This is a genomic window from Thalassovita sp. ABM4_323 (assembly GCF_056158665.1).
This window is the reverse complement of record NZ_JBSWTS010000007.1, coordinates 2,413,614-2,436,542: the sequence shown is the minus strand read 5'-3', so window position 1 is coordinate 2,436,542 and position 22,929 is coordinate 2,413,614. Positions and strand designations below refer to the sequence as shown.

The following is a 22,929-nucleotide window of genomic DNA, read 5'->3' as shown; positions in this document are numbered from 1 at the left end:
CAAGGTTCCCCCAGCCCGAGATGCGCGCTTTTCCTCTGGAATGGATGCAAAGTCAAGCCAAAACCCAAAGAAATAAAGGAAATCAGCTTACAGCTCTTCCGACGGGCGCAGATCAGCCATCCGCGCTGCCAGGACTTCGTATCGCTGGGCCGTGATCTCGAAATGAATGGCATTCATAAGACGATAGACCTCTTGCATGTCCGGATGTTCCAATGCTTCGGTATAGTCGCGCAATTCATCATCGCTGAGCGACTGATAGGTATAGGCCGCACCGGCCATCGCGTTGGCCATGATTGTCGCCCTCATCTGCGGCTCTTGCTGTTGAAAAAAGGCGCGCATGTCCTCCTCGTCCATCTGCAATGCGATCACCCCATGCGCCGCCGCGGTCAGCAAGAACCTGATCTGAATTTCCTGAATCGCGCGCAGCGACAGCCCATCGCTGTCCACCGCGTTGTTCATCCGCCGCAAATAGTCCAAACGGTCGCTGCCTTCGGCGCCCATACGCAGCAAAGCAGCAACAATGGACTGGCCGGCTTCGTCTTTGGCGTCCTCGTCCTCGACCATATGCAAGTCATTCTCGACCGTAACGACGCGCTGCCCCAAATCCGAGCCGTAAAACTCCAAGGCGTGATCCAACATCGCCTGATCCAATGTTTGCTCCAACATCTGCGTGGCCGTCGCAACGATCTCTTTTGGGCGCATCACATCCTGGACCATGCGTTTCCACATGATTCCGAAATCTCCGGGGTCCTGCCCCAGCATTTCAGGCGCGTTTTCCGCACCAAGGGCGATGGATTCCAGTGCAACATCGAATCCGGTGATCTTCAGGAACCGCTCGACATCCGCACGATCCGCCGCCTGCCCCGGGCCAGGTGCAGCCACAATTGTCAACAAAACAAGCCCCAATGAAGCAACGAGCCAGGGGCGCAACAGACGGTATCGGTTCATTTTCAACAACATGACCCTAGAGTTAGAAAAAAACTTCGCAGAAACAATGTAAATCGCCCTTGCCACTGCCGAAAAGACACTTTAAACGGCCCTCCACCAGACCCCCGCGGAGAGGTGCCGGAGTGGTCGAACGGGGCGGTCTCGAAAACCGTTGTGGGTGCAAGCCCACCCAGGGTTCGAATCCCTGTCTCTCCGCCATTAAACATTTTTACATGTTTTCTCCTTCTAACAGATTGAATGGTAAGGAAAAATTCTGGGTTCGAAACCCGTTTTGCGGTGGTAGTTTAGGCGCTCGGTAAAGGCTAAGCGCAGTACCTTGCGGTGCAGGGTGAGATGGTTAAAACCCCATATTTTACAAGGGCTTGACAGGAATTCCCAAGCGCGTTCGAACAACTCCTCGAAGGTGCCTGCCTGTTTGCGCCCCTGTTGGCGTTCATTTGCCAGTTTTTCCGCGATCAGCAGCTTTTGACGCTCCATTTTGGCAATGCGCGTTTCATAAGCCGAGATCTCGGACGGCGTTCTGGCATCAACGATGCGATCCAGCAGCGCTTCGAACTGTCCTTCCAGCACATCGCGGCGGATAGTTTTGCGATAGCTCGCACAGCCCTGAGCCTCCCCATCTGAATTGGTCCACTGCTACGTTTAGGAAACGGAGGACCTGTTCAGGTGGGGAGGCTCAACAGGAATTTCGCGTAGCGCAAATTGGGCGGAGATACCCATTGCATTCCATTGAACAATTGCAGTAATACAAATTACAGATGAACGCACCGCACTGCACAATCAGGTTTTCACTTACTCGAAAACGGCAGGGCGTGCTTTCGTGATAGCGTCGTAGCACCAATCGCAAGAGAAGCTTAGAATGGAGAGGCCGTATGGAAAAATTTGATCAGGTGATTTCCAACGTCTTGATTGTAGATGGCACAGGGCATCCCGGATACACTGGAGACGTGGCGATCAACGCGGACAAGATCGTCAAAATCGCCGAAAGTCGAGCGCTGGACGGCAAGGTCCGGCACGATGGCACCGGAAAGCTATTGACTCCCGGCTTTGTCGATATTCATTCCCATGCCGACTTCACTTTGCTTGCAGATGGTCGCGCCCATAGCAGCACAATGCAGGGGGTTACCTCAATCGTTCCCGGCAATTGCGGCCACGGCATCGCCCCCGTGAACAAAACCTCAGCTGATCTGGTGCACATGAACATCAGCGGATGGCTTACGAAATGCGACATCAATTGTTCCTGGCAAAGCTTTGGCGACTATCTGAACTTGATGCGTGACCGTGGTGTTTCGACCAACGTCTTTCCATTGGTTTCTCACGGTGCTTTGCGGCTTATGGTTGCTGGGTATCGCCATCGATCGCTCTTGGATTCCGAGATATCGCATCTTCAGAAACATCTGGAGCAATCTATGGCAGAAGGCGCGTGCGGGCTGTCCACCGGCTTGGAGTATCTGCCTGGCCTGGCGGCCGATACCGACGAATTGTGCCGCGTCGCCGAAGGGATGAAAGACTTCAACGGCTTCCACGCTACCCACTGTCGCAACCGCACCGACAAAATGCGCGAAGCCGCTGACGAAGCGGTGCGCATTGCCAAAGCTGGCCAGGCACGCCTTCAGATGTCGCATTTCGTGCGCCGACCCTCTGCGCCCAGCGACGCTGGCACCCGCAGTTGGGAAGTGCTGGACGCGGCGGAGCGTGAAGGGATCATCGTGCATGCAGATGTCATCCCGTTTGAGTTCGGACCTACTCCGCTGGCCGTTATGCTGCCGTCGTCGTACCGCAACCTGACACGTGATGAAGTTGCCGAACATCTGAACCGAGAGGGGTCTTTCGAAGATATTCTCGCCAATCTTGGGCCGATGTTCGAAGGCGCAATTGCATCGGGCGCGATTGATGAGATGTATGTCGCCTGTGATGGCGGCGATGGCGCATATGTTGGAAAGACCCTTCGCGAAGTTGCTCATGAGATGAAGTGTTCACTTCCCGAGGCCGCGTTTTACTTGTTGCGGCGCGCCGGTCGGGATTTCTATTCGGTCACTATTATCGAGCGATGGGTCGACGATGCGGACTTGCGGCAGGCGCTGTGCGATCCCCGGTTCTTTATTATGGGGGACGGCGCGACCGGCTGCCTTGACGGGCCACTGCGGGATTTCAACATGACGATGTCGGATTGGGGGTTCGCGCCACATTTTCTGGGGCACTTCGTGCGCGATCAGCGGATCGTCACCCTTGAGGATGCGGTTCACCGGATGACACTGGGACCGGCCCGACAGATCGGGTTGACCGACCGAGGGGCGATCAAAGTGGGCATGAAAGCGGACCTCGCCTTGATGGACTATTCAGAACTTGGATCCGGGATTACGCCCTCCGAGCTGAAGGTTTTGCCTTCGGGGGTCACAGATGTTTGGGTGAACGGAGATAAGGTGGTTCGAGATTCCATGCCCACTGACGCTCGACCGGGGAGCGTGGGTCTTTCAAGGTAGATTCCGGGTTTCATTTTTGCTACACGTTCTTGGTGTGATGCAAGTGTGCATTCAGCTTCGGCTTGACAGATACCACCCAATGGTAGCTTCGATGCGTACTCACATCGAGGTTGTCGGATATCTGGCTAAGGTGTTTGCGTAGTGGAGCGGCCCGTGGAAATGGAACGAATTGACTGGAAAGATCAGGTTTCGAGAACAGGTGAAGAAACGATCTACCAAGGCATTGCTGCCGCGGTTATCGAATTCATCCGTTCGGGAGATTTAGCGCCGGGTGACCGGTTGCCTACGATCCGCGAGTTGGCGAAGCTTCTGAAGGTTTCGCCAATGACCGTGAGCAAGGCCTACGCCCTGCTGGGCAACCGGGGCGTCGTCATGACGCGTCGCGGCGGCGGAACCGTAGTCGCGGAACAGGAATCCCAAACATCGTCCGCACCCAAATCCGTCGGAAAGCCACTGGTTTTTCGCACCGAGGGGTTTTCAGAACGGATGTCGCGAGTCGCGATGGCGCCAGGTGCAATCTCTTTCCTTGGTGGTTATCCTTCCAGCAGCGACATCGACGCTAAGTTCCTATCTGATTGTGTCGCCAAGGCGATTTCGGACTCGCCAGAAAGCATATTTCGCTACGGAAATGCCGCGGGCGTACCTGCACTGCTAGAGCTACTCTCGGCAAAGTGCCGTAGGTTTGGAAATGAAATTGGCGCCGGACAGATCTGCGTCACTTCGGGCGCACAGCAGGCGATCGATATTGCTTCGAGAACCCTGCTCGCCGCAGGGGATACGATTTTGGTCGAGGCCCCAACCTACTTTGCTGCCCTCGATACGTTCCGCACACAACGGCTGAACGTCGTCCCAATTGCGATGGAGCCTGATGGCATCGATCCAGATGTGTTTGCGGCAACGGCACGCAAGCTGAACGCCAAGGCCTTCTACACAACGCCGAATTGCCACAATCCGACCGGGATCACGACGTCACAGGAACGACGCGAAGCAATTGCGGCCGCGGCCAAGAGCCTGAATGTCACAATCATCGAAGATGATTACTGCCCGGAGCTGCTGTTTCACGGCGATCGTCCGACCAGTTATTTCGAACTATGTCGCGAGACACGGAACGTTTTTTACATCAACAGTCTGTCGAAATTGCATTTCCCGGGTTTGCGCATGGGCTTCGTCGCGACCCTGAGCGACGGCCTTAAAGACCTAATCGCGGTCAAGTCTTCCACTGATCTGCACACCTCGGGCGTATTGCAGGTCACCGCGGCGGAATACCTAAAGTCGCAACATTTTGTCGAGTATTCGGACCAACTTGTTGCGAAGCTTAGGCAAAAAAGCGAAACAGTGCGGCGCCACATCGGTAGCTATCTGGGCCCGCAGCCCTTTGTCAACGCGGCCAGCGGTGGGTTGAATTTCTGGGTTACTTTCGGGCGCGAAGTCAGTGATCAAGACGCATTCTTTTCTGCCGTAAACAACAGCGTGGCCTATTCTGTAGGCTCGATATTCTATCCAGATTGCGCAAAGACCAATGGAATCCGGATCAGTTTTGGCCTTACACCAGAGGCTGATCTGGAGGAAGGCATCAAGCGCGTTGCCCGCGCGATAAATGAACTTGAAACGACACCTTATCCGAACATGTCGGTCCTAGCCTAACTCGACGAGGGCGGCTTCACGTCGGTTCGGTCTTTTGCCTGTCATGGTGCCAATAGGGCGGGCATCACGCGCGCGATACCTGCCTGCGGCCCAATCAACCCAACGGGTAGTTTTCAAAGTTCAGGAGGATCGCATCGAGAACCGCGGCAGCCCTGATGAGAACTAGGTCCTTGCCCGGTTGCGCATAGATCTGCGGGCCGATCCCCAAGAAGGGCTGAAAGGCGTTTCGAAGCGACGAGAGTTCACGTCGAGATGGTCTTTGAAGGACAGCGGCACGCCGTCAGGTTAACTGCGGGGTGTGCCCCTGCGCCGGCAGCTTCTGCTTGACGACGCTCAACGATTTGCCGGATGAATCGGCTAAGGTGGGAGACGCCTTCCCGAGCGCCGCTGCCGCAGCACGTTTCCCGACGTCTCGCCGTGATAACGTGTTCATATTCCCCTCCCGGTTTGTCATGAGCGACGACTCGACCGCCGCGCCTGGTTTCTCCGATTCTTGTTTTGCTTGAAGTACTACAACATGCGGCAAAGCTGAGATTCGGCAAAGGAAGCGGAAATTTCTGTGCGCTTCAGGTGTCAGTTTCGGAGAACCTTGCGGCCTGCGAGAATTTTGGGCAAGGACCCACCCCTTAGATATCACATATTTTACAAAACGTTAATTGAATTTCGTTTAGTTGCGTCAATGTTGATCGAGCTGCGTGGCGCTCTCAGGGCGGCAAAAATCCCCAGAAAAGTAGACAAGTAATTTGAACTAGTTCAAGGTGTCAGCACCGAACATGCCTGTGAACGGGGCGTGACAACAGGGAGTTAGTTAATGAACCTATTCACGAAATCAGCAACAGCAGCGGTCCTTGCGATCATGATCGGCGGCGCTGCGGCAACTGCCGAGACATTTGTATTCGCCCATGGCGGTCCAGAGGAGCATGAAACCCACCGTGCGTCGGTCGATTTTCTTCAGAAGCTCGAAGAGGTGTCCGGTGGCGAAATTAAGGCAGAATATCACTATGGCGGCGCCTTGGGTGATTGGGCGACGATCTTTGAGCAAGTGCAGCAGGGCGCGATCCAGATGGCCATTACCTATGGCTTTTCAGAGTACGATCCGCGCCTAGACCTGCAATTCATGGCCTATATCGTGGACGACTGGCAGAGCGGTCGTGAGGTGTTTGGCCCAGGCGGCGAAATGATCGATATCTACCGCACGATTCTGAAAGATCAAAACCTTGATCTACTGACAACCATCCCCAGTGGCGGCTTCTACGGTGTCGGCATGAGAAAAGGCGTTGGAGTGGTTCCGGTGAACTTCCCCGAAGACGCTGAAGGTCTTAAGATCCGCGTGCCTCCGCTACCGATCGGGGTCGAGCGTTACAGCTTGCTGGGATTCGATGCGGTGCCGATCTCTTCAAGTGAGTTGTACACCGCCTTGCAGCTTGGCACGGTTGATGGCCGGACCTTCGGCACCGCGTCTGAGATTTGGAACCAGCGGGACGTGATCGAAACCTATGTCCGCACAATGGATGGTTTCGAACATGCGTTCTGGGTCGTTAATCCGGATTGGTGGAACGGTCTTGATGAAGATACTCGTGCGAAGATCAGCGAAGCGGTCGCCCACGGTGCCTCTAAATCCTGGGAGCGTGGCGAACAGGCCGATGCCGCCGACCTTCAGCGTATTATCGACGCAGGTGTGAATGTTGTCGAGCTGACGGACGAACAAATGGCATCGTTGCGCGAAAAAGTGATTTCGGCAGAATGGGCATGGATGGAAGATCAAGTCGGCAAAGAGCTGGTCGACGCAGTGCGCGCTGCCGTCGGTCTGAGCAATTGAGCGAAAAATATATCAGATTCGGCCGCCTTCGGGCGGCCTGTTTGACAAGGGAGTGGTAAAAATTGACGTTAGCAAACGCGACTCGGATCATGGGCCGGCTATTGGCTCTGTTGAATGTTCTATTGGTCGTAATCGTACTGATCGGAACCGCCAGCCGATACACCGGGAAGGCAATTTTCGGAACCGATGAAATCGCGATTTTGTTGGCAATGTGGATCTACTTTCTGGGCATGTCTATCGCCACGGCAAAAGACAACCATATCGAGGGTGGCATTCTTTCGGCGCTTTCGCTCTCAGACGCCGCTCGCCGTCGCCTCGGGCTGGCAAGAACGCTCATCGCGCTCTCCGTTCTAATGGTGTTTTGTTACCATGCGACAAACTACTTTGTAGAGCTTTGGGAAAGCGGCCGCAGCAGTACATATTATCGCCTTCCCAGCACGCTATGGGCCGCATCATTTATTTTCGGCATCGCCTTTTCGATCATCGCGCTGGCGGGGCAACTTGTACGCCAGTTGCGCGGTGACGCGCCGCAAGCGTGGGAGCAATAATATGGGTTTTTTGCTGTCGCTTTCTTTGTCGATTGTCTTGTTGCTCTTGTCTATACCCGTGGCGTTCGCATTCGGCGCTGCCGCGATAGTCTTCGCAATAGCCGAGGGGCGGGATATTCAGGCGCTGGTTAGCTATGGCTTCTGGCAGTTGGCCGGGTACCCATTGTTGGCGCTACCTCTCTTCATCCTGGTCGGATCTATTATGCGCTCGAGTGGCCTGGCCGACCGTCTGATCGAGGGCGCAAATACTCTCTCGCGAAAAAGAGATGTGAACCCCGGCGTGCTGACAATTCTCGGATGTTCGGTCTTCGGAGCCATTTCGGGAAGCGGAGCGTCCGCCGTAGCGGCCTTCGGCCCTATTGTGATGCCCCGGCTGATTGCGAGAGGCTATACGCGGGGGTATGCGACCGCGCTTGTATCCTGCTCCGCTGTGTTGTCGCTGTTGATCCCGCCCAGCGTCCCAATGATCATATTCGCGCAGACGATCAACATTCCCGCAGCCTATGCCTTCTTGGCCACGGTCGGACCGGCAATTTTGATAATCTGTGCGCTTATCCTTTCGAACCGTTTTATCTTTTCTCGGGACTTGCAAAACGATGCGATCTCGGATGCCCAAAAAATGAATTCAGGATCGTCGCATCAGCGTGGCACCCTGCGGCGCAGTGTGCCCGCGTTCCTGTTGCCCATATTTGTGCTGGGAGGCATCTACGGCGGCTTCGTCACGCCGACCGAGGCCGCCGCAGTCGCCTGCGGGTACTGCATCCTGTTTCGTTTAGTCAGCCGTGCCGAGGCTACGGAACCTTTTATGACGAGCTTGGAACGGGCCGGAATGGTGACCGGTTCCATTATTATCATTCTGTTCTTCCTGATGATTCTCAGCCGACTTTTGGTTTTTGAGCAGATCCCAATTAAGACTGCCGAACTTCTGCTGTCGATCTCTGACAACAGGATTGTGATCCTGCTGATGGTCAACGCGTTTCTATTGCTAATGGGGATGTTCGTCGACGACGTCTCGGGAACCATTCTGGCCGCAATTGTGCTGTCGCCGTTGATGCAGAAAATGGGCATTGATCCGATTCATTTCGCGGCGATTGTTGGCACAAATCTTGGAATGGGGAACGTTACGCCGCCACTAGCCCCCTTCCTTTTCATTTCCGGCTCCATTTCTGGCGCATCGCTTCGGGAGTATGTAGCGCCTACGCTCAAGATGTTGGTCTTGGCGTACCTTCCGATAATTCTGCTGGTGACATACCTGCCGGAAATTGCCCTGTTCATTCCCCGAATGATTATCGGTTGAACCACGATGGCGTTTGATGCGTTCTGCGATGAAGACAGGCTTGTGTAAGATGCTCATGACGGCTGTCGCTGTTCCGACAGCCTGCTGAAACACAGATCATCGAATATACTGCTGCGTGAACATGTCGGTTTCGTTGAGCCCCCTACCAGTCTTTTTTATCGCAACGGCACATGCCGTCGAAGTTAAATGTTCCTTCAAGGGGGCTTCCGATCTTTATTGGTGCACAGGATGGGCGCCACCCCTTGTTTCCTGAATACGACGGAAACCGAATGACAGGACGCTAGGAAACATCCAGAGCTCGCGTGAAGTGGGGCTGCTGTTCATCTAAATTCTTGATTTGCCCGCAGCCCCGAGTTGAAAAGCCGAGATTTCATCAAAGACTTTCTGCTGGAATGTCGTGAAGCCAGAGGAAAGGACTTGTCACATGATTGGGCTTGTATTTCTATTTGTACTGATGCAAGTATGTTGAAGGAATACAATAGATTCGGGAAGTACATACGCATGCAGGCTGGGAACATTTTTGCGCAAGGAAATCGTCAACCCTTGCTAAACATGGCAACTGGGCCCGTAGAAGTTTCTGCGGAGATTCAAGAAGCGCAATGCACGAAACTGTATACGTCCCACACCGAGCATTTTTGGGAGGTGCAGTCGGAACTGGTGGACCGACTGGGGCGCTTGTTTGATCTTGACGGATTGGTGTTGCCGGTCACCGGATCCATCCGATCTGGTTTGGACATTGCGTTGAGCAATTTCATTGGGACAGGGTCTAATGTTCTCGTGATCGAAAATGGCTTCTGGGGTCAGTTGATTGGCAAAATGTGCGAGATTCTTGGTGCGACAGTGCATTGGGTTTCTGGAAGCATGCTGCAACCAATCGACCCCGAGGCCGTGCGCGAGGCGATGACAAAGTCCGATGTTCAATTTGACTTGGTGACAGCCGTACACGTTGAAACGAATACAGGTGTGATCAATCCGATTGAAGAAATCGGGGCGGTCGTGGCCGAATCCGGTGCATTTTATCTTGTCGACGCGGCCTGCTCTTTGGGGGTCGTGCCATACAGCGCCCGCAATGCACATGCGGACATCACGGTCACCGGATCACACAAATGCTTGGCGTCGGTACCCGGTGTGACTCTCCTTGGTCTGAACCGGCGTGCGCTTGATCATGTCGAACAACATGGGCGCGCAAAGTCATACTTTTTCGATCTGGCACGCTGGATCCGCCACACCCATTCCCGAGTCTCCACGCCCTGGTTCACGCAGCCTGTCAATCTTTTGTTGCCGCTGAACCTGGCGGTTGGCGAGATCCTTGCCGGTGGCACAGAAAGGCAGGACAGGTTCCGTAAAAGAGCCTTTCAATTCGTCGACGAAATGCGCGCAATCGGCATACCACATCTTTTGGATGCTGGGCCTGTTCGATACGAGACGGCGCATTACTCGAGCACTGTGATCGCGCTGGCATTGCCCGATGGCATACATGAAAAAACACTGCGCAATCGGCTTTTGTCGGACGAGAATATCTTTGTGATCGGCAATCTCGGCCCCTATGCCGACTCTTCAATCCGGGTCGGGATGATGAGCCCGCCTCAGATCAAAGAAGAGAATGTCTGCCGCACAATTCGTGCGATCAAGAAATCACTTTAGCAAAGTTTATGGAGCACCTGTCATGACCTTCAGAATGACGCCAATGAAAAAATCGGCAGAACACCAAGCTGTCTTGAGACGTGCCAAGGAGCTGGTTCCGGGCGGCACGACGAGCTCGATCTCGATGCCGGAGGGGTTGGAATTTATTGCCAGCCACGGAATGGGTCCGCATCTGTTCGATCTGGATGGCAACCGTTACCTTGATTTTCTGACCGGCGGCGGGCCGCTGATTCTTGGGCATGCACATCCCGCTATTGTCGACGCCTTGGCCCAGCAACTACCCTATGGCACGCATCACTTTGCTATGCGCAAGCGCACGGTTGATCTGGCGGAGCGTCTGACGGAAATTTTTCCCAGTGCAGAAATGGTACGCTTTGCCGCCAGTGGCAGCGACGCAGCCTTTAACGCAATCCGGCTGTCGCGGGCCGTTACGCGCCGGCGCGGCGTGATAAAATTCGACGGCTCCTGGCACGGGCATAACGACTATGGTGCGTCATCGCTGGAAACCTCGCCGACGCAACTGCCCGACCCATATCCGGTAAGCGCCGGGATCGCACCGGATGTGCTCGAGGATACACGGGTTCTGCGCTTCAACGACATCGAGATGTTTCGCGAGACCATCCGCGCCAACCCAGACAACTTTGCCTGTGTCATCGTCGAACCCTTGCACCGCGTGATCAAACCGGTTGCCGGTTTCCTCGAGGCGCTGCGCGAAGAATGCGACAAGACCGGCACGATCCTGGTGTTTGATGAGGTCGTCTGCGGGTTGCGCATCGCGCCTGGCGGCGGGCAGGAAAAGTATGGCGTGGATCCGGATCTGACCTGTCTGGGCAAGGCCATTGCCGGGGGGCTGCCGTTGTCGGCGCTTCTGGGCAAGCGCGATATCATGGAGCACCTCACGCCGGGCAGTGATCCGGAACGGTTTAATTTCCATTGTGGAACGCTCAATGGATATGCGCTGGCGATTGAGGCGGCACATGCGGTTTTGAATGTCCTGGTTGACCAGCGTGGGATCGAGACGTTGATCGGTCGCGGCAACTATATGCATGAAAAACTGCAAAAAACGTTGACCGATGCAGGCGAAACCGCCGTGGTTTCGGGTGAAGGACCAATGTTCCACTTCTATTTCACCGAAGGTCCGGTGCTCAGCCATGACGATGTGCGCGCCTCGGATTTGGCGTTTTCGGACATGGTTCACAGATTCATGTTCGCCAACGGAATCTACAAGACTTTCAACAAGGGCTACGTGTGCCTGGCCCATGAAGAAGACCATATCGACGAATTCTGCGCGCTGCTGGACTGGAGCCTTCGGCAGGTTCGCGGTGGAAACACAATCTAACGAATTCTGACTCGAACGAATGGAAAACTAGGAAAATGACAGAGATCTTGGCGACGGAATTCGAAGCCTGCACGATTGGCGACAGCGAAGCGATGGAGGCTCTCTTTTCACCTTTGAAACTGCGCGATCTCACGCTCAAAAACCGCGTGACGATCCCGCCCATGTGTCAGTATTCGGCGCAGGATGGTGTTCCAAACGACTGGCACTTTGTGCACCTTGGGAAATTCGCGATGGGCGGGTACGGGCTGATTACCGTTGAGGCGACCGCTGTAGAAAAATCTGCTCGCATCACGCATGGCGATCTGGGGATATGGTCGGACGATCACATCGGACCGATGTCGCGGATTGTCGAGTTCATTCACAGCCAGAACGCAAAAGCATCGCTGCAACTGGCCCATGCCTCGCGCAAGGCAGGTATGCAGCGCCCCTGGCACGGAAACTCGCATATGACTCAGGCCGACATTGACCGTGGCGAAGTGCCCTGGCCGGTTGTTGGTGTCACCGACCAGCCGGTCGGCGAGGGATGGCAGGTTCCGACCCCTCTTGAAAAAGAGGACATCGACAGCATTCTGGCATCATTCGTCGCCGCCGCGAAACGCGCCGTTCGGGCGGGTTTTGATGCAGTTGAGATCCACGGCGCCCATGGCTACCTGATACATACCTTCCTTTCGCCACTCACCAATACGCGGACTGACGAATACGGTGGTGATTTTGAAGGCCGCACAAAGCTGGCCCGCGAAATCGTGTCCGCCGTGCGCTCTGCTATCCCCGACCATATGCCGCTGTTTTTTAAAATCTCTTCGATCGATTGGGAAGAGTCCGGCTGGCAACTTGAGGAGTCCATCAAACTCGCGTCGATCCTGAAAGAGCTCGGTGTGGATATTGTCGTCTGTTCATCGGGTGGGCTGTCTGGTGCGGCGACGGCGTCGGGTCAGACCCGGTCGCTGGGCTATCAGGTCCAGTATTCCGAGGCCGTGCGTGGTGGCTCGACCGCCAAGACCCAGGCCGTCGGTCTGCTGATCGACGGGCCGATGGCCGGCCGGGTCATCGCGGCGGGCAGCGCCGATCTGGTGGGTATTGGGCGGCAATCGCTATTTGATCCGTTTTGGCCAGTTCATGAACTCAACCGCGTCAAGGCAGCGGGACTTGATGAATGGGAAAAGTGGCCGAACCAATATGGATGGTGGCTGAGCCGGCGCGAAAACCTGGTGCTGAACCTGACGAAATCTACAACCTAACAGGAACGGAATAGAGTTATGGTCAGCAATGCCCTGGAACAGCCAGGCTTTGAACACGCGAACACGATCTGGATCAACGGGGAACTGCGTCCCTGGGAACAGGCGACGGTACATGTCAGCTCGGTTGGTCACGCATCGACCTCGGGCGTATTCGAGGGGATGAAGGCCTATTGGTCGCCGGAAACCGAACAGCTCAATCTGTTCCGGATGCGCGAGCACTTTCAGCGCTTTGTCGAAAGTATGCGACTGGTTCGGCTGGATCTGTCATATACGGTCGACCAATTGTGTCAGGCGACGATTGACCTGCTGCGCGCCGATGATGTGCGCCAGGACGTGTATATCCGCCCCTGGAGCTTTGCCTCTGGCCTGATCCGCCAACAGATGGTTCCGGCGGATCACCCCTCTGATGTGGTGATTGATTATTGGCCGTTTCAGCGTTCTTTTGGCAGCGGAAAGACAACAACAGCCGCAGTCAGCAGCTGGCGGCGGATCGACGATTCAACGGTGCCACCGCGCGTTAAGGCGTTTTCCAACTATCACAATGGGCGTTTCGCGCTCATGGAAGCGAACAGAAATGGCTATGACTGGCCGATCCTTCTATCAAGCGCGGGGTACGTATCCGAAGGCGCCAGCGCTTGTATCGGTATGTTCAAAGATGGAGTGCTGATCACGCCGCCTGTTTCGGGATCCGTACTGGACAGTATCACGCGGGACACGATCCTTACCTTGGCCCGCGAAGAGCTTGGCTACCCTGTTGAGACCCGGGTTTTTGACCGGTCCGAGATGTTGGTTGCAGACGAGGCGTTCTTCATGGGCACAGCATGGGAGATCATGCCCCTATCTCACATTGACGGGCTAAAGATCGGCAGCGGCGACATGGGTGCGCATACACGTGCACTGGAAACGGCCTACCGAACTCTAGTCGACGGACAAAATGAAAATCGCAGCGATTGGCTGCAATCAGTATACAGGTAAATAAAATGTCCGAGAATGCCGCGACAGAGACATCAGGAACAGTGCGCGCTGCAGACTGGCTTGTCGATTTTCTGGTGGCCCAAGGTGTTGAACACGTCTTTGGCGTACCGGGTGAAAGCTATATTGCTGCACTGGATGCCATGTACGGTCGCAAGGACATCGACTTTGTATCGACCCGACACGAGGGCGGAGCTGCAATGGCGGCTTGCGCTTATGCGATGACTCGCAGCGAAGTCGGTGTCTGCATGGTCACCCGGGGCCCCGGAGCGACAAACGCAAGCGCAGGCATCCACGTGGCGCAGCAGGATTCGATCCCACTGGTGTTGTTCGTCGGTCAGGTCGAAAGCAGCATGCGCGGTCGCGAGGCCTTTCAAGAAGTTGCAATGGTTGATTTTTTTCGGCCCATCAGCAAGTGGGCGGTCGAGATTGACGATCCCGACCGGCTGCCTGAGATTTTGGCGCGGGCTTTCGCTACTGCGCAAAGCGGACGTCCCGGCCCTGTGGTTGTGTCACTGCCGGAAGAGCTGTTGCACGCTGAAATCGAGAATGCTGCAATTGACAGGGTCAAACCAGTGGCTCCGGTTGCGGCGCAACGCGATATCTCGGCTACGGCAGCCCTGCTGGAGAAATCTGAGCGCCCCGTTCTGATTGCTGGCGGCGCTGGTTGGAACGCAGCGGCCAGTACGGCTCTGGATCAGCTTGCCCGCGCATTGTCGATCCCCGTTGTCGCGGCGTTCCGTCGCCAAGACATCCTAAGCAATGATCACCCCTGTTATGCTGGCTATCTTGGCCTTGGCGGTGCGCAATCCGTGCGTGATCTCGTGCAGAAGAGCGATCTGGTCATAAGCGTTTCCGCGCGATTGGGCGAAGCGACGACTGGCGGCTACACGCTGTTTGATATTCCGAAACCCCAACAGACCCTTGTTCATGTCTTTCCAGATGCCGAAGAACTTGGGCGTGTCTATCGGCCTGACATCGGCATTGTCGCCTCTGCAGAGAGCTTTCTGACCGCGCTTGCTATGACGGCTCCGGCCCGCCGGGACCGCTGGGTGACGCACTGCAATGGGGCGCGCGCGGCTTTCGAAGACTGGTCCAGCGGCCCCGATCTTCCGGTTGATCTGCAACTGTCCAGGCTGTTCATGGCCTTGAACGATAGGGCGCCGAAAGGAACAATCGTGACAAACGGTGCGGGGAACTACACCGCCTGGCTGCATCGGTTCTTTCGCTATGACGCGCCAAAGTCACAGCTTGCACCGACCTGCGGAAGCATGGGCTATGGTATTCCGGCAGCGCTTGGTGCCGCCATTGCTCAGGATGACGCGCCTGTTGTCGCCGTCGCCGGAGACGGGTGTTTCATGATGACCGCGAATGAGTTGGCCACGCTAAAGGCGACTGGCCGCCACGTCATCATTATCGTTGTCAACAACAGCACCTACGGATCCATCCGAATGCATCAGGAACGCGGCTATCCCGGTCGACAGGTTGGCACATCGCTTTCGAACCCGGATTTTGTGGCTTTTGCGAAATCGTTCGGTTTCGATGCTTGCAGGATCTCGCAGAATTCGGAAATTGACGCGGCAATCGAAGGGGCGCTCAATAGTCGTCGTTGTTTTCTGATTGAGGCTGTCACAGATCCAAATGCTATTTCACCCTCCAAACTTCTTGGGAGCTAGCAACTGTATTTCTCAAACGGTCTGAGACGCCACATTTTGTCCTGACTTGACGATCACGTTGGCGATTGTAATGAGGCTTCGAGCGACGGCTGTTGTGACGATCTTGTGTTGTTTGCCTGCAGTGCCCTGACGATCAGCGAAGGTCTTGAGAACCGGATTGCAACGGCTGGCAATATCATATGCCCGAGAACTGATGGGTTAGCTGTATTCGGCTGAAGCGTTTTGGGTGGTTTTCCCGGCGCGATGGAAGGCCAGTCGATCCCGTTATCCTGATCCCACCGCAGGATGGCCATGCTGGTGGACTCGGTGCCTTTGTCTGAGACCATCGTTCACGACCTTCCTCGTTCGGCGATGACCCGGCATAGCTCCCGCGTGACACGCAGACCTAAGAAGGACGTGCCGGCCACCAGCGCCGGTTTTCCCGCGTGTGATCATCCACCATGATCCGGATGCGGAAGCGGCGGCTATCCGTCAGCGCGTAAGATACGAAGTCCAGCGACCAACGTTGGTTGGGGCCATCCGGCACCGCCATCGGTCTTCTGGTGCCCAGAGCCCGCTTTCTACCCCCCCCCTGCGGCGCACTCCGCTGGACCGTACTGATAGGTTGTACAGATAAACTAATGCTCTTGCTTCAACTCGCCACTGGCCATTTCGCCCACGTCGCTTTCGTCAAAATTCTTGGATAGCGGGTGCGTCGCATAGACGTCGACACTCATGACCCATTGGGCTCGCTCAAGTGTGACCGTCGGCGCGTGTTCGCAAAAACTAACGTAATTTCAACTTCTTGACCCTGTAGTCGAGCTTGGCCCGTGTCAGTCCCAGGGCGCGTGCGGCCGCGGAAATGTTCCAGTCGTGTTCAAGCAAAGCAGAACGGATGGTCTCGGTTTCGACCTCTTCCAGGGTCCGTTCCCGATGCACATCTGCCAGGCTTTTGGGGCGATAAACGCCGCCGTCTTCGCCGATGCGGCGCGCCATTTTCGGGGCGTTCTCGACCATTGAGAAAACGTGGTTGGCCTCGATCAACCCTCCGGGTTCCGCATAGATGATACCGCGTTCGATCAGGTTTGACAGCTCGCGCAGATTGCCCGGATAGTCATAGCGCAACAGCATATCGAACACCTGGCCAGACAAGCCTTCGACGGGTTTGACATGACGCTTGAGATGTCGATCAAGAAAGTGCTGAATCAGGTCCGGCAAATCATCGCGACGATCCCTAAGCGGCGGGACCTGAATTGGCAAAACGGACAAGTAATATTGCAGATCCGAGCGCAACCGCCCCTGAGCCACCGCATCCACAGGCGACATGCCCGAGGCCGCGATGACGCGAAAACTGCGGTCTTGCTCCTTGTTGCGCAGGATCATTGCCAGCTTGGACTGGATCGATTTGGGCAGCGAAACAAAGTCATTCAGGAACAACGTCCCGCCCTTGGCCTGGTCCAGATAGCCATCGCTGTCGAAAAACGCGGCTGCGTTCTGGGCACCGGACTCTTCGAACATTGAACAATTCACTGACACAAACGGCCCGTTTGGCGCCGCACCACGTTTATGCAGATATGTTGCGAAATGCTCTTTTCCGGTGCCGGCCTCGCCCAGCAACATCACTGGTTCAGAAAAGGCAACGACCTTGTCCAACAATCGTCTGGCCCGCTGGATCGCGGGTGACGTGCCAATGATTTCATCTGTTGGTGTGTCGGGCTTTTTCGGAGCAACCGAGACGGTAGACGGGGGCGTCCAGGGACGCGCACGTTTTTCCGTGGGTTTCGAAAATCCAAACAGTTCGATTTCAGGAACATCGCCCCCCCAGCTGTCTGCATCTTTGCCGATCACGACACAGCGTTCCGCCCCTTGGGCCACGCATTCCACTTCGCGAAAAATGACTGGGAATCCCAAAAGCGTCGAGGAATACCCGCTTGGAACGGCGGTTTGCATCCAGCAGACCGGACAATCACAAATACCGAAGTTGCGAACGTGTTCGGTGCCTTCCGCGCTGTCGAACCAGTAGAACTCGCCCAGATACTGTTTTCTTGCAGCGTCGAATTCAAACCGTTTCGCAACGACCTTTGCGTAGCCCTCCATCGTATGCAAGCGCGGCCCGGCGGCCAATGCGGCCGTAAGATCATCCTGAGAGAACCGCTTCTGAACCAGTTCGGCCAGCTTCACGCCTTCGTCCCAGCCGACTTTCATACATTGCTCGCGGGTGCGATCCATACCCATTTCCTGGATCATGCTGGCCCTGAGCTTGCCAAACACGCGGGCCTGCATCAGTACGATCCGCTCGTCGCTCAGCCAGATACGCCCATCCCCAAGGGCAAATTGCAGCGCGCCGGCCAGGTCGTTCAATGTCGGCGCAGCGCCTTCGCCCAGCAACAAACTATCGCCGCGCGCCAAAATCTTCGGGGCCTTCTTGGACGCATCCGAAAGTGAGATCCGCTCGGTGATTTCACCATTTTCTGAAGTGTATTTTGTCATTTCATCATTTTATAAACCTCAAAAGCAGCGCGTCAAAGCTATTTTTCTATTTATTATCTGCATGTTAAATCAATTCTGTCGACACCGTTCAAAAATGTTCTTCTAAAACTCAAATATTCTTCCTCATGGTAGCCCCCATACCAGCACCGCCAAAGGAGAGGCGGCCGCTGAGGATTTTTTGAGGGAGGATCAAATGGACGGATCAAACACATCGTTCCTGGACGCAGCGCTCTGGGGTGGAAAAATCTATGTTGGCGGATGGGCCGAGGCCTCGGGGGGGGCCGAAGAAATCACCGCGCCAGCAGATGGTGAGCAAATCGGGATGATCGGCAAAGGAACCGCAGCAGATGTGGCCAAGGCCGCCCGTGCCGCCGCCGCTGCGCAACCCGCCTGGGAGGCCACCGCCCCCACCGAACGCGCTGCCATTCTGAACAAGGCGGCCGATCTTTTGCAATCAAACGCCGAAGAGCTGATCCCCTGGATCATCCGCGAAAGCGGGTCGATCCCGCCCAAAGCTGGCATCGAGGTCGAACATAGCGCCGGTTTCCTGCGCTCGGCGGCCGAGGCAGCGGTTGATCCCCAGGGCAAGACCCTGACCTCGGTGGATGGGCGCGAAGCCAAAGAAGAACTGATCCGCGTCGCCCATGGGGTGGTTGGGGTTATCTCGCCGTTCAACTTCCCGCTGGTCCTGTCGATGCGCGCCATCGCTGCCGCTTTGGCCACTGGCAACGCCGTGGTGCACAAACCCGACCCGCGCACGCCGGTCAGCGGGGGCGTCATGATCGCCCGCGTCTTTGAAGAGGCCGGCCTGCCCGCCGATCTTTTGCAGATTGTTCCCGGGGGCGCGGATGTTGGTGCCGCACTTAGCGAAGACCCCAACATCGCAATGGTCAGCTTCACCGGCTCGCCTGAAATCGGAGCAAAGGTAGGCGAAGCTTGCGGTCGCAATCTGAAAAAGGTGCAGCTGGAACTTGGCGGCAAGAACGCCTTGGTCGTGATGGAGGATGCGGATCTGGAAGTCGCCGCCTCGAATGCGGCCTGGGGGGCCTGGCTGCATCAGGGGCAGATTTGCATGGCCACAGGTTTGATCCTGGCCCCGGCCTCGAAGGCGGAAAAGTTGACCGAAATCCTGACCACCAAGGCACATCACCTGCCCGTTGGCGACCCTTCAAAAGAGGAATGCGCGCTTGGGCCGTTGATCGCCGAAGGCGAGGCCAAGCGGATCGAGGGCATCGTTCAAGACGCCGTTGCCAAAGGCGCGACCTTGCATGTGGGTGGCCAGGCCAAGGGCACGCTGTTCCCAGCGACCGTTCTGTCCGGTGTGAAACCCGGAATGCGTGCCTTTGACGAAGAGATCTTTGGCCCCGTCGCCGTGGTCGTGGCCTATCGGGATGATGAGCACGCGGTCGAACTGGCCAGCATGACAGATTTCGGCCTGGTCGCCTCGGTCATAGGAGCGGATGTCGAGCGCGCCCGTGCTCTGGGCATGAAACTGAAGGTGGGGCATCTGCACATCAACGACCAGACGGTTGTGGCGTCTCCACTTGCTCCGTTTGGGGGACGCGGAAAATCGGGCAATGGCACCCGTATTTCAGGCCCCGCCATTTGGGAAGAGTTCACGCAATATGTGTGGGTCACCACCAAACCCGCGGCAACGCCCTACCCCTTCTGATCCATCAAACAAACGCATGACTTTGTGCTTCCCCCCTGGGGGAGGCCCCGCGCTTGCGCTGGGGCACGGTCATATATTCAACTGGAGACTTCCATGACAGTTCAAAACAAAACCATCGTCGTCACGGGCGTGTCGTCGGGCATCGGCGCCGAGGTCGCGCGCGCCGCGCGCCTTCAGGGCGCTACCGTGATTGGCATCGACCGAAACGAGCCGATGCTGACTGTTGATCAGTTCCATCAGGTCGATCTTGGGGACACGCAGTCGATTGACGCTTTGGTGGCCGCACTGCCCTCGGGCATTGATGCGCTGTGCAACATCGCCGGAGTGCCGGGCACCGCAGACAAGGACGTGGTCGAGCGCGTCAATTACCTTGGCCTGCGCCATCTGACCTATGCGCTTTTGCCCAAGATGAAGGCGGGCGGGTCTATCGTGAATGTATCCTCGATCCTGGGCGCCGAGTGGCCCAACAGGCTGGACCTGCACAAGGCTTTGGCCGAAACCAGCAGCTTTGAGGAAGGCGCAGACTGGTTGGCAAAGAATCCGACAACTCAGGACTTCTGTTATCAGTATTTCAAAGAGGCACTGATCGTCTGGACCGCGACCCAGGCGCAGAAGGTGTTCAACGACTACGATGTGCGCATGAACACCGTTGCACCGGGCCCGGTGATGACGCCGATCCTGGGTGATTTTGTCCAGATGCTGGGGCAAGAGCGGGTCGAGGCCGATGCTCACCGTATGAAGCGCCCTGCCCTGGCGGACGAGGTGGGCGATGTCGTCACCTTCATGTGCTCGGACGCGTCCCGCTGGATCGTAGGCGCCAATATCCCCGTCGATGGCGGCCTTGCAGCCACGTACATCTGAAGCAAGCACCGGCGCCGGTTCGCACCCGCGCCGGCGATTTTGCTGACTTACAGCACTCAAAGGATCCCCATGGAAACCAACACTCAACATATCGATGGTTGCGACGTGCACTATGTCGACACAGGCGGAGAGGGGCCGGTGCTGTTTCTATCCAGCGGTGTCGGGCAGTCGCTGGAATTCTGGCAACCTCAGATCGAGGCGTTCAGCAAAACCTGTCGCGTGATCGCCTGGGATTACCCCGGCCATGGACAATCAGACATGGGGCGCAGGCAGTTTTCGATCGAGACCCTGCCGCGCGTTGCGCTGAAACTTCTGGATGCTCTGGGAATAGACACGGCCGTGCTGGTTGGGAATTCGCTTGGCGGAGCTGTCTCGATACGGATGGCATCTATTGCCCCTGAACGGGTTGCCGGGATCGTGCTGGCTGCCCCTGCCCTGTCCGGGCCCAGGGTGGGCGCCCCGTTTCGCCTGATGACGCTGCCCGTCTTGGGCCGTTTGATGTCCAAGGCCAGCGAAAAAGGCGTGGAGATGCAGATCAAATCTGTATTCCACCCCAGCTTTGCCCCCTCGGACATGCTGAGGGCCGTGATCCATCGCAACACGTTCAAACCAGGCGCTGACCGGGCTTTTGCGCAGTTCATGAAGGACACGCTGACCCTGAAATCCGTGCGCCCTGACGTGTGGAAGGCCAGTCAGGACAGTCTGAGAAAACTGCAATGTCCGGTGCTGTTCATTCATGGCCAGGACGATCAGATTTTGCCCAGTGACCAGGCCCAAGAACAGGCGGCGCTGACACCAAAGGCCACCGTGAAAATCTATGAAAACTGCGGTCATGCACCGCAACTGGAAAAGCCCCAGCAGTTCAATTCGGACCTCAAGGAGTTCATCGAAAAGGTCTTATAAACAGCGCCTTATGCGGAAGAGGAGCCGCCAGCGCATCACAAGATTGACCACTATGACACGTGTTCAAAGGGAGGAAACACATGACAAAACGAACACTTAACCGCCGCCAATTCGGCGCTCTGGCCGGGGCAGCCGCGCTGTCCCCTGCATTCTCGACGCGCGTGATGGCAAGCGCCGCAGACACGATCACGATCGGCTGGATCGGGCCGCGCTCGGGCCCGATCGGTATCTTCGGCGAGGCCGATGCCTGGCTTGCCGAGGCGTTTCGCGCCAACACCGCGCAAGGCGTTGACATCAATGGGAAAACCTATGGGATCGAGGTCGTTCTGGCCGATACCCAGTCCGATCCGATCCGTGCCAGCCAGGAAACGCGGGATTTCATCAATGGAGAGGCCCCCGATCTGATCATCACCTCGTCGACCCCTGAAACCACCAACCCTGTGGCAGACGCTTGCGAGGCGGGCGGCGTGCCCTGTATCTCGACCATCGCCCCGTGGGAGGCGTTCTTCTTCGGGCGCGGCGGTGTTCCGGGGCAAAAGTCGTTCCAATGGACCTATCACTTCAGCTTTGGGGCGGGCGATTTTGCGCCGCTCTACATTGATGGTTGGAGCAAAATCGACACCAATCGCAAGGTCGGGATGCTGCTGCCCAATGACGCGGACGGTAACGCCATTCGGGGCGGGCTGATCCCCGCGCTGGAAAGCGCCGGGTACGAAGTGTTCGACGCCGGACCGTATGAAAACATGATCTCGGACTTTTCCAATCAGATCACCTATTTCCGTCAAAACGGTGTCGAGATCATCAACACCTTCCCGTTCCCTCCGGATTTCCCGGTGTTCTGGCGACAGGCCGCGCAGCTGGGGCTGGCGCAGCAGGTCAAGATCATGCAGATGGCCAAGGCGGGGCTGTTCGCCGCCGAGATGGAGGCGCTTGGACAGCTTGGGTATGGGCTCAGCACCGGGGCCTATTGGCACCGCGATTTCCCGACCACCTCCCCTGCAACAGGGATGACCAGTGCCCAGCTGGCCGCCGGATTCGAGGCCAATATCGGCAAGCAATGGTCGCAACAGGCCGGTGCACAGGCTGCTCTGCTTGATGTGGCTTTGGCTGCGCTGACCGCTTCGGGCGCCCCCAAGGACAAGGCCGCGGTGGCCTCGGCCCTGGATACGCTGACGGCGCAAACCGCAGTGGGGACCGTCGACTTTGCCAATGGGCCGATGCCGAATATCGCGACCAGCCCGCTGGTGAACTGCCAGTGGACCAAAGCGGCCGAGGGCCCCTACGAGTTCGACCTTCAGATCACGGCCAATGCGCTGGCGCCCGACGTCCCGCTGAGCGCCGATCACCAGCCCTATCGGATCGGTGGATAAGAGGCCTGTTTGGGTGCGGCCAGTGCGGTCGCACCCATTTTCAGAC

17 protein-coding genes, 1 tRNA gene and 1 pseudogene are annotated in these 22,929 nt (G+C 56.6%); 15 read left to right on the top strand and 4 right to left on the bottom strand.

The window, feature by feature from the left end:
• Positions 1 to 87: 87 nt before the first annotated feature.
• On the bottom strand, positions 88 to 882 hold the full coding sequence (locus tag ACXADQ_RS14475; RefSeq protein ID WP_475326090.1) for a DUF2059 domain-containing protein: 795 nt from the start codon (positions 880 to 882) through the stop codon (positions 88 to 90).
• A 174-nt stretch (positions 883 to 1,056) separates the two neighbouring features.
• On the opposite strand from ACXADQ_RS14475, the gene ACXADQ_RS14470 reads away from it, so the two are divergent.
• Positions 1,057 to 1,146: transfer RNA gene (locus ACXADQ_RS14470), tRNA-Ser, on the top strand.
• 27 nt (positions 1,147 to 1,173) lie between these two features.
• Here ACXADQ_RS14470 and ACXADQ_RS14465 read toward each other — a convergent pair.
• On the bottom strand, positions 1,174 to 1,518 hold the full coding sequence (locus ACXADQ_RS14465; protein WP_475322021.1) for a hypothetical protein: 345 nt from the start codon (positions 1,516 to 1,518) through the stop codon (positions 1,174 to 1,176).
• A gap of 302 nt (positions 1,519 to 1,820) precedes the next feature.
• Here ACXADQ_RS14465 and ACXADQ_RS14460 point away from each other — a divergent pair, with 302 nt between their 5' ends.
• The 10 genes from ACXADQ_RS14460 (at position 1,821) to ACXADQ_RS14415 (ending at position 15,608) form a co-directional block, all read left to right on the top strand.
• Positions 1,821 to 3,431, top strand: a complete 1,611-nt coding sequence (locus tag ACXADQ_RS14460) for an N-acyl-D-amino-acid deacylase family protein (protein WP_475322018.1) — start codon at positions 1,821 to 1,823, stop codon at positions 3,429 to 3,431.
• A gap of 159 nt (positions 3,432 to 3,590) precedes the next feature.
• Positions 3,591 to 5,075, top strand: a complete 1,485-nt coding sequence (locus ACXADQ_RS14455) for an aminotransferase-like domain-containing protein (RefSeq protein WP_475326089.1) — start codon at positions 3,591 to 3,593, stop codon at positions 5,073 to 5,075.
• A gap of 811 nt (positions 5,076 to 5,886) precedes the next feature.
• Entirely contained in the window at positions 5,887 to 6,894 is a 1,008-nt protein-coding gene (gene dctP / locus ACXADQ_RS14450; RefSeq protein WP_475322016.1) for a TRAP transporter substrate-binding protein DctP, read from the top strand.
• 62 nt (positions 6,895 to 6,956) lie between these two features.
• Positions 6,957 to 7,442 (top strand): TRAP transporter small permease, encoded by a 486-nt coding sequence (locus ACXADQ_RS14445; RefSeq protein WP_475322013.1) that lies wholly within the window; start codon positions 6,957 to 6,959, stop codon positions 7,440 to 7,442.
• A gap of 1 nt (position 7,443) precedes the next feature.
• Positions 7,444 to 8,739 (top strand): TRAP transporter large permease, encoded by a 1,296-nt coding sequence (locus tag ACXADQ_RS14440; protein ID WP_475322010.1) that lies wholly within the window; start codon positions 7,444 to 7,446, stop codon positions 8,737 to 8,739.
• A 501-nt stretch (positions 8,740 to 9,240) separates the two neighbouring features.
• The gene (locus ACXADQ_RS14435; RefSeq protein ID WP_475322005.1) at positions 9,241 to 10,383 is read left to right on the top strand and encodes a pyridoxal-phosphate-dependent aminotransferase family protein; all 1,143 of its coding nucleotides are present in this window, start codon (positions 9,241 to 9,243) and stop codon (positions 10,381 to 10,383) included.
• A gap of 73 nt (positions 10,384 to 10,456) precedes the next feature.
• On the top strand, positions 10,457 to 11,722 hold the full coding sequence (locus tag ACXADQ_RS14430) for an aspartate aminotransferase family protein (RefSeq protein ID WP_475322000.1): 1,266 nt from the start codon (positions 10,457 to 10,459) through the stop codon (positions 11,720 to 11,722).
• 35 nt (positions 11,723 to 11,757) lie between these two features.
• Positions 11,758 to 12,960 carry an NADH:flavin oxidoreductase/NADH oxidase gene (locus ACXADQ_RS14425; RefSeq protein ID WP_475321996.1) on the top strand — a complete coding sequence of 401 codons (1,203 nt, stop codon included), beginning with the start codon at positions 11,758 to 11,760 and terminating at the stop codon, positions 12,958 to 12,960.
• Positions 12,961 to 12,978: 18 nt separating this feature from the next.
• Positions 12,979 to 13,935, top strand: a complete 957-nt coding sequence (locus tag ACXADQ_RS14420; protein ID WP_475321991.1) for a branched-chain amino acid transaminase — start codon at positions 12,979 to 12,981, stop codon at positions 13,933 to 13,935.
• A gap of 5 nt (positions 13,936 to 13,940) precedes the next feature.
• The gene (locus tag ACXADQ_RS14415; protein ID WP_475321988.1) at positions 13,941 to 15,608 is read left to right on the top strand and encodes a thiamine pyrophosphate-dependent enzyme; all 1,668 of its coding nucleotides are present in this window, start codon (positions 13,941 to 13,943) and stop codon (positions 15,606 to 15,608) included.
• 227 nt (positions 15,609 to 15,835) lie between these two features.
• On the opposite strand, the pseudogene ACXADQ_RS14410 reads toward ACXADQ_RS14415, so the two are convergent.
• Both ACXADQ_RS14410 and ACXADQ_RS14405 read right to left on the bottom strand, forming a co-directional pair.
• Positions 15,836 to 16,176 (bottom strand): annotated as a pseudogene (locus tag ACXADQ_RS14410) (DDE-type integrase/transposase/recombinase); the annotation flags it as partial.
• A gap of 197 nt (positions 16,177 to 16,373) precedes the next feature.
• Positions 16,374 to 18,077, bottom strand: a complete 1,704-nt coding sequence (locus ACXADQ_RS14405) for a XylR N-terminal domain-containing protein (protein WP_475321983.1) — start codon at positions 18,075 to 18,077, stop codon at positions 16,374 to 16,376.
• Between the two features lie 193 nt (positions 18,078 to 18,270).
• On the opposite strand from ACXADQ_RS14405, the gene ACXADQ_RS14400 reads away from it, so the two are divergent.
• The 4 genes from ACXADQ_RS14400 to ACXADQ_RS14385 all read left to right on the top strand — a co-directional run bounded on the left by ACXADQ_RS14400 (position 18,271) and on the right by ACXADQ_RS14385 (position 22,883).
• A complete protein-coding gene (locus ACXADQ_RS14400) occupies positions 18,271 to 19,749 on the top strand; it encodes an aldehyde dehydrogenase family protein (protein ID WP_475321981.1) in 1,479 nt (492 codons plus the stop codon).
• A gap of 93 nt (positions 19,750 to 19,842) precedes the next feature.
• Complete coding sequence (locus tag ACXADQ_RS14395; protein ID WP_475321976.1) at positions 19,843 to 20,610, top strand: coniferyl-alcohol dehydrogenase; 768 nt, start codon at positions 19,843 to 19,845, stop codon at positions 20,608 to 20,610.
• A 69-nt stretch (positions 20,611 to 20,679) separates the two neighbouring features.
• A complete protein-coding gene (locus tag ACXADQ_RS14390) occupies positions 20,680 to 21,513 on the top strand; it encodes an alpha/beta fold hydrolase (protein ID WP_475321973.1) in 834 nt (277 codons plus the stop codon).
• Positions 21,514 to 21,593: 80 nt separating this feature from the next.
• Entirely contained in the window at positions 21,594 to 22,883 is a 1,290-nt protein-coding gene (locus ACXADQ_RS14385) for an ABC transporter substrate-binding protein (RefSeq protein ID WP_475321970.1), read from the top strand.
• Positions 22,884 to 22,929 lie beyond the last annotated feature (46 nt).